The 15,921-nt window shown below is 68.5% G+C and carries 14 protein-coding genes and 1 tRNA gene; 13 read left to right on the top strand and 2 right to left on the bottom strand.

Going from position 1 to position 15,921, the window contains the following annotated elements; translation table 11 throughout:
- Positions 1-32 precede the first annotated feature (32 nt).
- From BMX93_RS04945 to BMX93_RS04935, 3 genes are all read left to right on the top strand, one after another.
- Complete coding sequence (locus BMX93_RS04945; RefSeq protein WP_245725734.1) at positions 33-1,013, top strand: 4-(cytidine 5'-diphospho)-2-C-methyl-D-erythritol kinase; 981 nt, start codon at positions 33-35, stop codon at positions 1,011-1,013.
- A gap of 75 nt (positions 1,014-1,088) precedes the next feature.
- Entirely contained in the window at positions 1,089-1,607 is a 519-nt protein-coding gene (locus BMX93_RS04940) for a MarR family winged helix-turn-helix transcriptional regulator (protein ID WP_091968608.1), read from the top strand.
- Complete coding sequence (locus BMX93_RS04935) at positions 1,600-2,373, top strand: hypothetical protein (protein WP_091968606.1); 774 nt, start codon at positions 1,600-1,602, stop codon at positions 2,371-2,373. The genes BMX93_RS04940 and BMX93_RS04935 overlap by 8 nt, the downstream gene beginning before the upstream one ends.
- Here the strand turns inward: BMX93_RS04935 and BMX93_RS04930 are convergent.
- The gene (locus tag BMX93_RS04930; RefSeq protein WP_091968604.1) at positions 2,361-3,017 is read right to left on the bottom strand and encodes a TetR/AcrR family transcriptional regulator; all 657 of its coding nucleotides are present in this window, start codon (positions 3,015-3,017) and stop codon (positions 2,361-2,363) included. The genes BMX93_RS04935 and BMX93_RS04930 overlap by 13 nt on opposite strands.
- Before the next feature lie 96 nt (positions 3,018-3,113).
- Positions 3,114-4,157 carry an aspartate carbamoyltransferase gene (gene pyrB / locus BMX93_RS04925; protein WP_091968602.1) on the bottom strand — a complete coding sequence of 348 codons (1,044 nt, stop codon included), beginning with the start codon at positions 4,155-4,157 and terminating at the stop codon, positions 3,114-3,116.
- 164 nt (positions 4,158-4,321) lie between these two features.
- Here pyrB and BMX93_RS12880 point away from each other — a divergent pair.
- The 10 genes from BMX93_RS12880 to BMX93_RS04880 all read left to right on the top strand — a co-directional run bounded on the left by BMX93_RS12880 (position 4,322) and on the right by BMX93_RS04880 (position 15,900).
- Positions 4,322-4,400: transfer RNA gene (locus BMX93_RS12880), tRNA-Gln, on the top strand.
- Between the two features lie 34 nt (positions 4,401-4,434).
- Positions 4,435-5,952 carry a bifunctional UDP-N-acetylglucosamine diphosphorylase/glucosamine-1-phosphate N-acetyltransferase GlmU gene (glmU, locus tag BMX93_RS04920; RefSeq protein WP_281245638.1) on the top strand — a complete coding sequence of 506 codons (1,518 nt, stop codon included), beginning with the start codon at positions 4,435-4,437 and terminating at the stop codon, positions 5,950-5,952.
- A gap of 62 nt (positions 5,953-6,014) precedes the next feature.
- Entirely contained in the window at positions 6,015-7,001 is a 987-nt protein-coding gene (locus BMX93_RS04915; RefSeq protein ID WP_091968599.1) for a ribose-phosphate diphosphokinase, read from the top strand.
- Positions 7,002-7,303: 302 nt separating this feature from the next.
- Positions 7,304-7,951: a 50S ribosomal protein L25/general stress protein Ctc gene (locus BMX93_RS04910; protein WP_091968597.1), complete on the top strand. Its 648-nt coding sequence runs from the start codon at positions 7,304-7,306 to the stop codon at positions 7,949-7,951.
- A 79-nt stretch (positions 7,952-8,030) separates the two neighbouring features.
- Positions 8,031-8,621, top strand: coding sequence for an aminoacyl-tRNA hydrolase (pth, locus tag BMX93_RS04905; protein ID WP_091968595.1), 591 nt, complete (start codon positions 8,031-8,033; stop codon positions 8,619-8,621).
- A gap of 126 nt (positions 8,622-8,747) precedes the next feature.
- The gene (gene mfd, locus BMX93_RS04900) at positions 8,748-12,446 is read left to right on the top strand and encodes a transcription-repair coupling factor (RefSeq protein WP_091968594.1); all 3,699 of its coding nucleotides are present in this window, start codon (positions 8,748-8,750) and stop codon (positions 12,444-12,446) included.
- On the top strand, positions 12,443-12,979 hold the full coding sequence (locus BMX93_RS04895) for a hypothetical protein (protein WP_091968592.1): 537 nt from the start codon (positions 12,443-12,445) through the stop codon (positions 12,977-12,979). The genes mfd and BMX93_RS04895 overlap by 4 nt, the downstream gene beginning before the upstream one ends.
- Before the next feature lie 53 nt (positions 12,980-13,032).
- Positions 13,033-13,641, top strand: coding sequence for a nucleoside triphosphate pyrophosphohydrolase (locus tag BMX93_RS04890; RefSeq protein ID WP_091968684.1), 609 nt, complete (start codon positions 13,033-13,035; stop codon positions 13,639-13,641).
- Positions 13,642-13,784: 143 nt separating this feature from the next.
- Positions 13,785-15,077, top strand: a complete 1,293-nt coding sequence (gene eno, locus BMX93_RS04885; protein ID WP_091968590.1) for a phosphopyruvate hydratase — start codon at positions 13,785-13,787, stop codon at positions 15,075-15,077.
- 157 nt (positions 15,078-15,234) lie between these two features.
- The gene (locus BMX93_RS04880) at positions 15,235-15,900 is read left to right on the top strand and encodes an FtsB family cell division protein (RefSeq protein WP_091968588.1); all 666 of its coding nucleotides are present in this window, start codon (positions 15,235-15,237) and stop codon (positions 15,898-15,900) included.
- Positions 15,901-15,921: the final 21 nt, after the last annotated feature.

The following is a 15,921-nucleotide window of genomic DNA, read 5'->3' as shown; positions in this document are numbered from 1 at the left end:
CCCGCTGCAAGAACTCGCGATACGTTGGGCCTGTGAGCGAGAGTGGCACGTCGGCGGATGACAGCACCGGCCCCGGACTGAGCGCGGAGGACACCCGTGTCAAGGTGAGGGTCCCGGCGAAGGTCAATCTCAGCTTGCGCCTCGCGCCCCGCGACGACGATGGCTATCACCCGGTGAGTACGGTTTTTCAGGCCGTATCGCTGTTCGACGAGGTCGTCGCGGAACGGCGCACCGGCGGGCTCGTCGACGTGTTCATGCACGGGGGCCAGGCCGACCGGGTGAGCGATGACACGACGAACCTTGCCGTGCGGGCAGCGTTGTTGTTGCGCGCGGAACGGGGAGATCCCGAGCTGGGCGTGCACCTCGACATCACGAAGGCCATCCCGGTGGCGGGCGGTATGGCGGGTGGTTCGGCCGATGCCGCGGCCTCGCTGCTCGCCTGTTCGGTGCTGTGGGACCTGGACACCACCCCCGATGACCTCCACGAGCTGGCCAGCCGGCTCGGCTCCGATGTGCCCTTCGCGCTGCTGGGGGGCACGGCGATCGGCCACGGCCGCGGCGAGCAGCTGGTCCCGGCCCTTACCCGGGGCAGCTACCAGTGGGTCCTGGCGGTGGCACCCGAGGGCCTGTCCACCCCGAGCGTCTTCGCCCACTTCGATGCTCAGCTGGCGCGCGGAGCGGTGAGCCCGATGCCCTCGGCCGGCGCGGAACCCCCTCGCGAGCTTCTCAATGCGCTGTCCGGCGGGGACGCCGAGAGTGTGGCCGCCCACCTCGGCAACGACCTCCAGGAGGCAGCCTGCGAGCTGTATCCGCCACTGCGCCGCACCCTCGACATAGGGACGCAGGCAGGGGCACTGGCGGCGATCGTGTCCGGTTCGGGCCCCACCTGCGCCTTCCTGTGCGCCAACCAGGCCGATGCCCGCAACGTCGAGGCCGTGCTGCTCGGATTGGACCAGGTGCTCGAGGTGCACCGCGTCAGCGGCCCAGTCCCCGGAGCCCAGCTCGTGAGCTGAGGGAGCCGCAGCGATGTCGTCACGCAGAGGAACGCCGCGCGGTGGGGCGCGGCGCCGGCCTGGAACACTGGGATCATGACCAGCGAGGATCCCGGATATGACAGCGACGAGGTGGATGCCCTGGTCGCCAGCTGGTCGCGCGAACGCCCCGATGTCGACGTCTCCAGCCTGGAGATCTGGTCGCGCGTCTGGCGGCTCTCCCAGATCCTGTCCGGGGTGCGCGCCGGGGCCTACCAGGAGCACGACCTGGCCGTGTGGGAGTTCGACGTGCTCTCCGCGCTCCGGAAGCTGGGTCTGCCCTATCGGGCGAGCGTCGGACAGCTCATGCGCGACAACCATGTGACGAGCGGGACGATGACCAATCGGGTCGACAGGCTGGCCGAACGCCAGTTCGTGCGTCGTCGCCCCGATCCGCACGACCGGCGCAGCGTCCTGGTGGAGCTGACCGCCGCCGGGCGCGAGCGGGTCGATGGTGCACTGAGCAGCCTCGCCCGCGCGGAGGCGCGGATGCTCGCCGGCATCGACGAGGCGGATCGACGCGTGCTGCAGGACCGCTTGCGGGCCCTGCTGGCCAGCCAGGATGGCGATGAGTGAGGCTGCCGGTACGCCAGCGGGAGGGACGCCGGGCCGGGCGACGGATGGCACACTCGGCAGGACCGCGGCCGGCGAAGGCGCGGCATCGGGGCCCAGCTGGCTGGGGGCAACGGTGTTCCTGACAGCGGGGCAGGAACGAACCGAGCCCGGTTGGCAGCGTCTGGACGAGCTGCTCGCCCCCGATCAGCTGCAGGCCCGCCAGCGTGCCGTGTCGCAGCAGCTCTCGCCGCTGGCGGCCCGGCCCGAGGCCGGCGAGGAGTGCGCCTGGGCCCTCGTCGCGCTCAACCTCACCGGCTGGATCCTCGCGCCTGCCACGGCCTATGGGTTGGACGGGCTACGACCGCGCAGCAGCTGGCCAGACGCTCTCCGGGTACGGGCTCAACGGCTCGGCCCCCTGGAACTGGGCATCTGCACCGACCGGGTCGAGCATCCGGTGGGAGCCGGCGGAGCTGCTCCGGGCCCGGCGCTCGCCGACCTGGCGGCACTGCTGGCAGCGGGCCTGCAGGCAGCCGGCGCCCCCCGCATCCAGGTGACCAGCGCACTTGCCAGCACGCTCAATACCCTGGCGGCCGAGCTGCCCGCCCACCTGGGGGGCACCGAGGCACTCGTCTCCTGGCTGTGGGAGGCCCTGGTCCGGGCGCCGGCACGCCTGTCCGGGCGCCCGGGCAGCGGGCAGTTCCGCCGTCCGGCCTGCTGCGGACTGGTGGGAATGAGCGGCGACCCGCGGTCTGCCTGTGGCGACTGCCCGCGCAGTCACCGGGGCTGAGCACCCGCGGCGCCGGCGTCGCGGGTGATCTGGGCGGTCTCGCGCGGATCGGTGAGCAGCGTGGCCCGGTGCTCCAGGCTGGACAGCCCGTTCCAGGCCAGGTTCACCAGCTCGGCCGCCACCTTCGCCTTGTCCGGGCGGCGCGTGTCCACCCACGACAGGCCGGCGGAACTGACCAGCCCTACGAGGGCCTGGCTGTAGACCCCGGCAATCACCGGATCGTATCCGCGCCGCACCAGGGGAGGGCCGAGCAGGTCCTCGACGCGGGTGGCGATGTCATTGAGGATCGAGGCGAACGAACCGGTGGTGCTGCCGACCGGCGAGTCGCGTGACAGGATCCGGAAGCCGTCGGGACGGTCGTCGATGTAGTCGAGCAGCGCCAGCGTGCCTCGCTCGATCACCTCGCGGTAGCTCTTGGAGGGCTGGGAGATGGCCGATTTGATGGCATTGTCCAGTGTGGTCACCTCGCGATCCACGACGACCGCGTAGAGGCCCTCCTTGCCGCCGAAATGGCCGTAGACCACTGGCTTGCTCACCTGGGCCCGTGCTGCGACCTCCTCGACGCTCGTACCGTCGAAGCCGCGTTCGGCGAACAGCGCGCGCGCCACGCTGATGAGCTGTTCGCGGCGCTCGCCGCTGCTCATCCGGGTCCGGCCCCGTCGTCGCCCTGCCGTGCCAGAGGTCACAGAGCCCAGTCTCCCACAGCGCCTTCCGGCCGCCGCTGCGGGCAGGTCCTGTGCTCAGCGGCGACGCCAGGTGGCGGGTCGCAGCTCGTCGGCGACCCGGTCGGCCACGCCCAGCGCGATGGAGAAGATTGCCATGCGCACCAGCAGGCCGTTGTCGGTCTGGCGGAAGATCGCCAGACCCGGGAAGCCGTCCACATCGGGGGACAGGTCGAAGGAGTTGTGGCGCGAGTCGCGGGGCAGTGGATGCATGACGATCGCATCTGGGCTGGCGTGCTCCTGGAGGATCGCGGTGTTGAGCAGGTCACCGTGCAGGTGCACCGCCTGCTCGTCCTCCTCGCTGAGCCTCTCCTTCTGCACGCGCGTGCAGTAGATCACGTCGGCGGGGGCGATCGCCTCATCCACCGAATCGCACTCGACGATCCGGTTGCCGGTGGATGCCACGAGGTCGAAGAAGCCGGAGGGCAGGGCGAGGGCGGGCGGTCCGAAGACACGGAAGCTCACATTGTCGTAGAGACCGAGGATCTGCAAGAGGGAATGGACGGTGCGGCCGTAGCGCAGGTCGCCGAGAACGGCGATGGTTGCCCCGTCGATGCTCTTGTCGCGGGAACTCAGCTCCTCGCGCATCGTGAACAGGTCGAGCAGCGACTGGCTGGGGTGCTCGCCCGAGCCGTCTCCCGCATTGATGACCGGCACCACCGAGGCCTGCGCGAACTGGGCCACCGATCCGGTGTCGGGATGACGCACCACCATCGCATCGGAGTAGCCCGACACCACCCGTGCGGTGTCGTGGATTGATTCGCCCTTGGCCATCGACGAGAAGGTGAAACCGGTGGTGGAGACCACCGATCCGCCGAGGCGGCGGAAGGCCGACTCGAAGCTGAGTCTCGTGCGGGTGCTCGGCTCGAAGAAGAGGCTGCCCAGCACCGCTCCCTCCAGGATGCGGCACACCATCCTCCCCTCGCCAACCGGCCTCAAGCTCTCGGCGACGGCGAAAAGCCTTGTCAAGGCGGCGCGGTCCAGCTGGCTGACGCTGAGCAGATGCTGTCCGGTGTCGAAGGGCGGGAGTGCGGATGGCGGGTTCGTGACCTCGGTGCTCACGGCTGAAGCCTAGAGGATCGGGCCGGGACCGTTCGCCGCCGCTCAGGGCGTGCCCCGGCCGGCCCGGAGCCCGGGTCGCCCAGACGCGGTGGGGCATGCGCCGATGCGATTGTCCCCGCGGGCCGTCCAGACCCTAGAATCAATGGGTCGCCTATGGCGATCGTTCCCTGGTTGGTCTGCCGGCAAGGCCCGCCTGACTTTGAATCAGGACTAGCGACGCAGGTTCGACTCCTGCCCAGGGAGCCGCTCAATGAGGTGTGTCCGACCGGGAGGAAAAGTGAGCACCAGCACCGAAGATCTCGACCCCGGGGCCGCCGATGTGAGCGCCGTCATCGTGCTCGCAGCGGGGCACGGCACCCGGATGAAATCGACTACCTCGAAACTCCTGCACAAGGTGGCAGGCAAGTCGATGCTCAGCTATGCGGTGCAGGCCGCCAAGGCCCTCTCGCCCCAGCACCTCGTGGTCGTCGTCGGGCACGGGCGCGAACAGGTCCAGGCTCACCTGGGCGAGATCGCACCCGAGGCCACCATCGCCGTCCAGGAGGAGCAGCTCGGCACCGGCCACGCGGTGCGCTGTGGTCTGGGAGCCCTTCCGCCCCAGGTGCGCGGCACCGTGGTCGTCACCTACGCGGATGTGCCGCTCCTCTCGGGCGAGACACTCGGCGAGCTGGTGCGCACCCACGCCCGCCAGGCCAATGCCGTCACCGTCCTCACCGCCGAGCTCGATGACCCCACCGGCTATGGCCGCATCGTGCGCGATCACGGGCGCGTGCTGCGCATCGTCGAGCACAAGGACGCCACTCCCGCCGAGCGAGAGATCGGCGAGGTCAACTCCGGGATCTATGTCTTCGACTCCGAGCTGCTGCGTGAGGGGCTTGCCCAGATCGGTCGCGACAACTCCCAGCGTGAGCTCTACCTGACCGATGTCGTGGAGTACGCCAACCGGATCGGACGGGGCGTGGGTGCTTTCCAGACCACCGACGCCTGGCAGACGATGGGCGTCAACGATCGGCTTCAGCTGTCACGGATGAACGCCGAGGTGAACCGGCGGATCTGCGAGAAGTGGATGCTCGAGGGCGTCACCATCGCCGATCCGGCAAGCACCTGGATCGAGGACGATGTCACTCTCCAGCCCGATGTCACGCTGCTGCCGTGCACCCAGCTGCTCGGCGCCACGAGCGTGGCCGCCGGGGCGGTGATCGGACCCGACACCACCCTCAAGGATGTCGAGGTGGGTGCGGGTGCCCGTGTGCTGCGCACCCACGGCGAGCTCTCGGTGATCGGCCCCAATACCGATGTGGGGCCGTGGGCGCGGCTGCGCCCGGGCACCGAGCTGGGGGAGCACGGCAAGATCGGCACATTCGTGGAGACCAAGAACGCCAAGATCGGCGCGCGCAGCAAGGTGCCTCATCTGAGCTACTGCGGGGACGCCATCCTCGGCGAGGCTGTCAATATCGGCGCCGGCACGATCTTCGCCAACTACGACGGCAAGCACAAGTCGACGAGCCATCTGGGCGACGATGTGTTCATCGGCTCCAACTCGGTTCTGGTCGCGCCTGTCGACATCGCCTCGGGGGCCTTCGTCGCGGCCGGGTCGACCGTGACCGAGGACATCCCGGCTGGGGCGCTGGCAGTGGCACGGGGGCGTCTGCACATTTCCGAGGGTTGGGTCCACAGGCGTCGTCCCGGAACCGGGGCCGACGTGGCAGCACTGCATGACAAGGGCGCCATCCATCCTGCCGTCCAGGCGAGCCGCGAGATCCTCGACGCCGAGCGCGGCCCCGGCCATCACTGATCTGCCCATCACTGATCTGCACCGAATCACGGATCCACCACAACACCAAGGGGAATAACCGAATGAGCGGCCTCAAGCGCAACAGCGAGCAGCATCTCATGCTGTTCTCGGGCAGGGCTTACCCGGAGCTGGCACACAGCGTCGCCGAACTCATGGGGGTGGAGCTGGTGCCCAGTCGCCTCATCGCCTACGCAAATTCGGAGATCTACGTCCGCTACGAGGAATCGGTCCGGGGCAGCGACGCCTTCGTGATCCAAAGTCATCCCGCACCGGTGAACGAGTGGCTCATGGAACAGCTCATCATGGTCGACGCCCTCAAGCGCGCCTCGGCCAAGCGCATCACCGTCGTCGCGCCGTGCTTCCCCTACGCCCGCCAGGACAAGAAGCATCTGGGCCGGGAGCCCATCTCGGCGCGGCTGGTCTCCGATCTGTTCCGCACGGCGGGTGCCGACCGCATCATGTCCGTCGACCTGCATGCCGCCCAGATCCAGGGCTTCTTCAACGGCCCCCTCGACCATCTCTCGGGCCTGCCGGTGCTGGCCGACTATGTCGAGAAGAAGTACTGCGACGACAACATGGTCGTCGTGAGCCCCGACGCCGGGCGAGTACGGCTGGCCGATATGTGGAGCGACCGCCTCAAGGTGCCGTTGGCGATCATCCACAAGCGTCACGATCCGACGCAGGCCAACCTCGTGAAGGTCTACGAGGTGGTCGGCGACGTCGAAGGACGCACCTGCATGCTCGTCGACGACATGATCGACACCGGCGGCACGATCTGCCAGGCGGCCAACGCCCTCCTCGAACGCGGCGCCGCCCGGGTCATCGCGGCGGCGACCCATGCGGTGCTGTCGGGCCCGGCCGAGGAGCGGCTCAATGCCACGCCGTTCGAGGAGATCATCGTCACCAACACGCTGCCGGTGCCCAAGGGCATCGACATTCCGAAGATGACCGTGCTGTCGATCGCCCCGCTGCTGGCCCGCGCCATCCATGAGGTCTTCGAGGACGGTTCGGTGACGAGCCTGTTCACCAACGGCGCCAACGTGCACTGAGTACACCGGCGCGCCAGCGCATTGTCGTCCTGCTCGCCGCTTCGCTATGATGAGCAGGTTGCTTGGCGAGGGCTCAGAAGGCGCTGATCCGTGATCGACTGGCACGAGGTGGGTTCTCCCCCTTCGGTGCCTGGTCCATCGGGCACCTCCAGAAATGTCCCGAGTCGCGTAACCACGCGCCCGCGCCGTGCCCTCACGCACACGCACGAGGACGGCCAGGGAAGCGGCACGGCCGGGATCCCTGCCCGCCGCTGGCGTCGGCGCACCATGACACTGTGAACGGATACTGACAAGGAGTACCGATGGCTGAGATTCAGCTCGACGCTGAGGCCCGCACCGAGTTCGGCAAGGGCGCGGCCCGCCGCATCCGCCGCGCCGACAAGATCCCCGCCGTGCTGTACGGGCACGGCACCGATCCGGTGCATCTGACGCTCAAGGGCCACGAGACGCTGCTGGCCCTGCGCCAGGAGAACGCGCTGCTGCACCTGCATCTGGCCGACGGCATCGAGCACCTGGCCCTGCCCAAGCAGATCCAGCGGGATCCCATCACCAAGTTCATCGAGCACGTCGATCTGCTGCTCGTGAAGCGTGGCGAGAAGGTCACCGTCGATGTGCCGCTGGAGTTCCTCGGCGAGCCTGCTCCCGATTCGATCCTCAACGAGGAGCGCACCCACCTGTCGATCCGTGCGGAGGCGACGAACATCCCCAACCTCATCACGGTCTCGGTGGAGGGTCTGTCCGTCGGCGAGCAGATCCTGGCTGCCCAGGTGACACTGCCCGAGGGATGCGAGCTCGAGGACGATCCCGAGCAGCTCATCGCGTCCGGCACCGCCCAGATCAGCGAGGCTGCTCTGGAGGCCGAGCTCAACGAGAACCAGCCCGAGACGGCTGGCGGGGCGGAGGACCAGGAGCCGGCAGCTGAGGGCGCGGAGTCCGACTCCCAGGCGTGATCGCCTTCTTCGCGAGGCAGCTGGCCCCGATCGGGCGCGCGTGCTTGATCGGCGCCAGGTGCTGTGAGGTGCAGACGCGATGACATGGCTGGTGGTGGGGCTCGGTAACCCCGGCGCGCAGTACGCGGACACCCGACACAACGTTGGTTTCATGACGCTCGACGAGCTGGCCCGTCGCGCCGGGGTGCGCTGGAAGAACGGTCGCGGCATGCACGCCCAGGTAGCCGATACGCGCATCGGGGCACGCGGCATCGGGCTGCCCGGCGGCGAGGCGCTCGTGCTTGCCAAACCGGTCACCTTCATGAATGAGTCCGGTCAGGCTGTCAGCGCCCTCGCCCGCTTCCATCATCTGGGACCCGAGCAGATCGTTGTCGTCCATGACGAGCTCGATCTGGCACCGGGCCAGCTGCGCATGAAGAAAGGTGGCGGCGACAACGGCCACAACGGGTTGCGCTCGATCCGGGCGCACCTGGGTGGCGGTGAATTCCATCGGGTGCGCATCGGCATCGGGCGCCCGGGTGGGCACCGGGCCGGTGCCGACTATGTGCTCGGCCACATCCCCCCGGCGATGCGCGAGGACTTGGCGCTCGACATTGCCCGGGCGGCCGACGCCGTGGTCATGCTGTGCACCGAGGGTTTGGGTGCTGCCCAGAATCGGTTCAATGCATGACAGCGCCGAGCGGTTTCGCGCGGCTCACCGGGCTCGGGCCTGCCCTGGACCTGCCACAAGGCGCAGTGCTGGCAGCCCGGCTCACCGGCGCCGAACTGGTTGGGCACGCCAGGTAGTCTGGATCAAGTGAATCTGCGTGGCCTTCTCACCACTCTTGGCCGAGATCCTGGCGTGGCGGAGGCCATCGACCAGGCGGGCGCCGGAGTTGACGCACTGGACATCACCTGCCCGGCCTCGGCCCGTTCGCTGTTGTGCTGCGAACTCGTTGCGTCAACCCATCGGCCACTGCTCGTCATCGCCTCGACCTTCCGCGAGGCCGAGGCCTTCACCGACGAGCTGTCCGGGCTGCTCGGGTCCGGGGCCGTCGCCTACTATCCGGCCTGGGAGACGCTGCCGCACGAGCGGCTCAGCCCGCGCTCCGATACCGTCGGACGCCGGATCACGGTGCTTCGCCGGCTCGCCGGGAACGATACGGAGCCGGCGCCGTCGGTTGTCGTCGCCCCGGTCCGTTCGGTGCTGCAACCCCAGGTCAAGGGGCTGTCCCAGCTCGTGCCGGTGCACATCGCAGTGGGCCAGGACTATGAGCTGGCCCAGCTGGAGACCGATCTGGTGGGCGCGGCCTACAACAGGGTGGATTTGGTGGAGCGGCGCGGCGAGTTCGCCGTGCGCGGCGGCATCGTCGACATCTTCTCCCCGACCCATGAGCACCCGGTCCGCGTCGACTTCTTCGGCGACACGGTCGAGGAGATCCGCTATTTCACCGTCGCGGACCAGCGGTCCACCGACGAGACACTCCAGGACTTCGTGGCAGTGCCCTGCCGCGAACTGCTCATCACCGACACGGTGCGCGAGCGGGCAGCGCGACTCATCGACACCCACCCCGAGCTCTCGGAGATGCTGGAGAAGATCAGCCAGGGACAGGCCTGCGAGGGAATGGAAGCCCTCATCCCTGCCCTGGTCGACCAGCTCGAACTGCTCGTCGATGTGATGCCAGCGAACACGCTCGTGCTCGTGGCCGATCCCGAGCTCGTCCGTTCACGTGCCGAAGACCTGGTGCGCACCAGCCAGGAATTCCTCCATGCATCGTGGGCGGCCGCCGCCACGGGCGGCAAGGCACCGATCGATCTGGAGTCCTCGGCCTACCGGGAACTGTCCGCGGTGCGGGCCCGGGCGCTGTCGCGGGGCCAGGCCTGGTGGTCGCTCTCGCAGTTCACCGCCGGCCCGCCAGAAGATGCCGCGAGTCCGGCCCTGCGGCAGGAGATCACCGGCGGCGCGTCCTCCCCGGTGGCTTCCCTTCGGCTGGACATTGAGGCGATGCCGAGCTGGAGCGGCGATGCGGAGGCGGCAGTGACCGCCATGAAGGCCGATCTCGGGCGGGGCTGGCGGGTGGTGCTCAGCGTCCCCGGCAAGGGCCTGGCCGCGCGGATGACTGAGCTGCTCGGCGATCGCGATGTGCCAGCCCGGATCGCGGATCTCGACACCCAGGAGCCGGTGCCCGGGGTGGTCGAGGTGGTCGTCTCCACTGTGCAGCACGGCTTGCGCGCTCCCGCCATCGAGCTTGCCGTGATCGCCTCCGGTGACCTCTCGCACCAGCCCGCCGAGACCCACTCCAGCCGCAGGATGCCCGCCAAACGGCGCAATCAGGTCGTCCCCCTGGAGCTGCGGCCTGGGGACCCGCTCGTTCACGAGCAGCACGGCGTGGGCCGCTTCGTCGAGCTGGTGCAGCGCACCGTCTCCGGGGCGACCAGGGAATACATGGTCATCGAGTACGCGCCCTCGCGGCGCGGGCAGCCCGGCGACCGTCTCTATCTGCCGATGGACCAGCTGGATCAGGTCACCCGCTATGTGGGCGGCGAGACGCCGGCGCTGGACAGGATGGGCGGAGCGGACTGGAAGCAGCGCAAGTCACGCGCCAAGAGGGCAGTGCGCGAGATCGCTGCCGGCCTCATCAAGCTCTACGCTGCCCGGCAGGCCACCCGGGGCCACGCCTTCGGCCCCGACACTCCCTGGCAGCGCGACATGGAGGACGCCTTCTACTACACGGAGACGCCCGATCAGCTGGCATGCATCCAGGACGTGAAGCATGACATGGAGAGCGTCGTCCCGATGGATCGGCTGATCTGCGGTGATGTCGGCTACGGCAAGACCGAGATAGCGGTGCGGGCCGCGTTCAAGGCCGTCCAGGACGGCAAGCAGGTTGCGGTCCTCGTGCCCACCACGCTGCTCGTGCAGCAGCATGCCCAGACCTTCATCGACCGCTACGCGGGTTTCCCGGTGGTCGTCGAACAGCTGAGCCGTTTCTCCACGCCGGTCCAGACCAAGAGGACCGTCGAGGGGCTCCAATCGGGCCGTGTCGACGTGGTCATCGGCACCCATCGGCTGCTCTCGGACCAGATGAAGTTCAAGGATCTGGGCCTGGTGATCATCGACGAGGAGCAGCGCTTCGGCGTCGACCACAAGGAGGCCCTCAAGAAGCTGCGGGTCAATGTCGATGTCCTGTCGATGAGCGCCACGCCCATTCCGCGCACGCTGGAGATGGCCGTGACGGGCATCCGGGAGATGAGCACGATCGCCACCCCGCCCGAGGAACGCCACCCGGTGCTCACCTTCGCCGGACCCTATGACGAGGGCCAGGTGGTGGCGGCGATCCGCCGTGAGCTGGCGCGCGAGGGCCAGGTCTTCTTCGTCCACAACCGGGTGCAGAGCATCGACCGCACGGCCGCCCGGATCCGCGATCTGGTGCCCGAAGCCCGTGTCGCGGTGGCGCACGGCCAGATGAACGAGAAGGCGCTGGAGAAGGTCATGGTGGACTTCTGGGAGCGGCGTGCCGATGTGCTGGTCTGCACGACAATCGTCGAGGCCGGGCTCGACATCTCCACCGCGAACACGCTCATCGTGGACCGGGCTGACCATATGGGGCTGTCCCAGCTCCACCAGCTGCGCGGACGGGTGGGGCGCGGACGTGAGCGCGGCTACGCCTACTTCCTCTATCCGCCGGACAAGCCCCTCACGACCACCGCCCACGACCGGCTGGCCGCACTGGCCGCCAACAACGACCTCGGCGCCGGCATGGCGATCGCCATGAAGGACCTGGAGATCCGCGGTGCCGGGAATCTGCTGGGCGAGGAGCAGTCCGGGCACATCGCCGATGTGGGCTTCGACCTGTACCTGCGCCTGGTGGGCGAGGCAGTGGCGGAGTACAAGGGCGATGGGCCCTCCGAGGGCGAGGCCCCCATCCGTATCGAACTGCCGGTGGACGCCAGGCTGCCCATCGACTATGTGGAGTCCGAGCGGCTGAGACTGGAGATGTACAAGCGGATCGCCGAGATCCGCACCCGTGAGCAGATCGGGGCGCTGCGCCAGGAACTGGTCGATCGCTACGGGCCGCTGCCGGCGCAGGCCGAATCGCTGCTCACCCTGGCAGATTTCCGCAGGCTGTGTCGCGAAGCCGGTCTCACCGAGGTGATGGCGCAGGGCAACAACATCCGGTTCGCTCCGCTCATCGGGCGACGCAGCCCGGAAGGTACCGAGCTGAGCATCCCCGACAGCCGCCGGATGCGCCTGGAGCGGCTCTATCCGGGCAGCGTCGTGAAGAACGCCGCCAATATGCTGCTCGTGCCACGTCCGCGCACCGCCACGGTGATGGGCCAGCCGATCGCCGACGACGAGCTCGTGGAGTGGGCGAAACGCTTTGTCACCGACATCCTGCTGCCGCCGCGTCCCGGTGCGGGTGACGCGCCAACCGACCAGCCCGCTGGGCTAGGCTCGACATCGGATGGGCGACGTCGCCCGCGCGCCCGTGCAAACCAAGGAGTCTCCCGATGATGCACCGCTCGCTGCTCGTGCGGCTCGGCCTGCCACTCGCCGCGATGGGGACCTTGGCGAGCTGCGCGCCCAACCCGGGTGTCGCGGCAGAACTCGGCGGGGTGCGGGTCAGCGAATCTGCTGTCGACGCCTACTCGAGGGGATGCGTCGAAGTGCTCGACGAGATGGGGATCGCCGGCAACGTCACCGATGGCGACGTGCGGCGCAATGTGGTCTCCTGGGCGGCCTCGGGACTGATCGCCGACCAGCTGGCCGCACGCTATGGCGTGACCATTGAGGACGCGGACAAACGCGCGGCACTCGCGAGCCTGCAGGACGGCGCCCAGTTCGCCCAGAACCCCGAATGCGGCCGGGCCCTGGACGGGCGGGTGCGGCTGCTCGCGCTGGCCATGCGCCACGATGTCGGCGAGGTGAGTCGTGACGCCGCCGCGGCACCGGTGATCGTCAACCCCCGCTATGGCACGTGGAACGGCGCGGAGCAAATCGTGAGCGGCACCGGATCGCTGTCCAGCCCCGGGACGGGTGGATCGTGACCGAGGTGCCCGAGACCCCCGCAGGGAGCGCGCTGCCCCGGCTTGCCGAGGTGATGGCCAGGCTGCGCGCAGACTGCCCCTGGGATGCCCGTCAGACCCATGTGAGTCTCGTGAAGCACCTTGTGGAGGAGTGTGCCGAGACGGTTGACGCGATCGAGACCGGCTCACCTGCCGATCTGCGCGAGGAACTCGGGGACGTGCTCATGCAGGTGGTCTTCCACGCGCTCATTGCCAGCGAGGACGGCTGGTTCACGCTCGATGACGTGATCAATGCCACCGCGGACAAGCTGATTGCCCGCCATCCCCATGTCTACGAGGGGGCTGAGCTCCCGGCGGATTTCGATGCCAGCTGGGAGAGGCGCAAGAGGGCGGCCAAGCATCGGGAATCCTGCCTCGACGGCATTGCCGATTCGCTGCCGACCCTCGCCAGGGCGGCGAAGGTTGCCCAGCGCGAACACAATGGCGGCCCTGACCGCGCCAGCGCAGGCGCCGAGCCGATCACCGCCGAGCAGGCCGGGGAGCAGATCCTGCAGATCGTGCGGCGTGCCCAGATCGGCGGAGTCGACGTTGACCAGGCGACCCGGACGGCAGTGCGTGCCTGGGAGCAAGAGATCAGGGAGCAAGAGGTCAGGGCCCGCGAACAGGGACTGGCAAGCGCCTGAGCAGGCCGGCGGCGGACCCCCGGCACTGAGTCGGTTGTGGCCCGCAAGCCGAGGGCGGATCTGGCGGGTGCGAGCCGGTGCCGAGCGGATAGGCTGAGCGCCGGGAGCGTATTGCTCCCCGAGTCAACGAAAGGTCAAAACCCGTGGCAGCTATCGAACACATCGAGGCTCGCGAGATTCTCGATTCGCGCGGCAATCCGACCGTCGAGGTCGAGGTCTATCTGGACGAGCCAGGCGTCTCGGCCCGTGCAGCCGTTCCGTCCGGTGCATCCACCGGTGCCTTTGAGGCCGTCGAGCTGCGTGACGGCGACAAGGCCCGTTACGGCGGCAAGGGTGTCCAGAAGGCCGTGACGAACGTCGAGGAGGCCATCCAGGAAGAGGTCCTGGGTATGGAGGCAAGCGACCAGCGGGCTCTCGACGAGGCCATGATCGCTCTCGACGGCACCGACAACAAGGCCAAGCTCGGCGCCAACGCCATCCTCGGCGTCTCGCTCGCGGCGGCGAAGGCCTCTGCGGTCTTCGCAGGACTCGAGCTCTACAAGTACCTTGGTGGCCCGACCGCCAATGTGCTCCCGGTGCCCATGATGAACATCCTCAACGGCGGCGCCCACGCCGACAGCAATGTCGACATCCAGGAGTTCATGATCGCTCCGATCGGCGCCAAGAGCTTTGCCGAGGCGTTGCGGATCGGCGCGCAGGTCTACCACGCGCTCAAGGGCGTGCTCAAGGACAAGGGTCTCAACACAGGTCTCGGCGACGAGGGCGGTTTCGCGCCGAATCTCGACTCCAACCGCGAGGCCCTCGATCTCATCGAGGAGGCCATCAAGAAGGCCGGCTTCGTTCCCGGGAAGGACGTTGCGCTGGCTCTCGACGTGGCAGCCTCGGAGTTCTACTCCGACGGCAAGTACACCTTCGAGGGCTCGCAGAAGTCGAGCGCCGAGCTCATCGAGTACTTCGAGAAGCTCATCGAGGACTACCCGCTCGTCTCCATCGAGGATCCCCTCGACGAGGAGGACTGGGACGGCTGGGCGACGTTCACCGAGCAGGTTGGCGACAAGGTGCAGATCGTCGGCGACGACCTGTTCGTGACCAATGTGAAGCGCCTCCAGAAGGGCATCGACACCGGGGCCGCGAACGCCCTGCTGGTCAAGGTGAACCAGATCGGTTCGCTCACCGAGACCATCGACGCTGTCACGCTCGCCCACCGCAACGGCTTCCGTACCATGATGAGCCACCGTTCCGGCGAGACCGAGGACACCTTCATCGCCGACCTGGCGGTGGCCCTCGGCACCGGGCAGATCAAGTCCGGCGCGCCGGCCCGTGGCGAGCGCATCGCCAAGTACAACCAGCTGCTCCGTATCGAGGCCGACCTCGATGACGCAGCCGTGTACGCCGGCGCCAGCGCTTTCCCGCGCTTCGATTCCTCGAAGTGGTGAAAGAGCAGCCCTTGAGCTGACGATGCACTTGAGCTGACGATGCACAGGGGTGCCGCCCACAGGGCGGCGCCCCTGTTGTCTTGTGCCCCCCAAGGGCGGCCGCCGTGAGTCCTGCGCCGTCCTTGGGGCATCCGGGTGGGTGAGCAAGAATGGGGCCATGGCTTCCCCTCGATCAGGCAGGCCCCCGCGCGGCCACAGCTCGGCGGGGGACACGCCCAGCAGGCGTACCAGTGCCCGCGCCGAGCGGCGGGCCTCGCGGGGCGCCACGCATCTGCAGTCCGCGTCGGCCGGCGCAGGCCAGCCGGATGGTGAAGAGTCCACCGCGACCGGTCCCGTGGTGCGCTCGGGAGTCCGCGCGACACGGCGCCTGACGGCGATCATGGTGGTCCTGGCGATTCTCGTCATCTCGCTCGTGTCGAGCCTTCGGGTATATGTGGACCAGCGCTCCGAGATGGCCAGCGCGCGGGCCCAGATCGCGCAGAGCAACGAGCAGATTGCTGCCTTGGAGCAGCAGAAGCAGCAGTGGGACGACCCGGACTTCGTTCGCGCCCAGGCACGTGACCGGCTCGGCTGGGTGATGCCGGGGGAGTCGGGCTATCGGGTCGTCGATGCCAAGGGGGAGCCGTACGGCGGAGGTACGACGATTGACCGGACGACGTCCGGCGAGGCGGCCAACCAGAGTTGGTGGCAGCGCCTGTGGTCGTCGGTGCGGGCTGCGGACCAACCCACAGCCACCCCATCGGTGCCGGCTGGCGACCGGATCATTTCGGTCTCCCCAAGTCCTGAGCCCACGCCGGTTCCCTCGGGTGCGGCCACCCCCTGACGGGCAGGCAGCTGCACCATG

Source organism: Propionibacterium cyclohexanicum, from assembly GCF_900111365.1.
Taxonomy (GTDB): Bacteria; Actinomycetota; Actinomycetes; order Propionibacteriales; family Propionibacteriaceae; genus Propionibacterium; species Propionibacterium cyclohexanicum.
The sequence above is the reverse complement of the archived record's forward strand: the minus strand, read 5'-3'. Positions and strand labels throughout refer to the sequence as shown.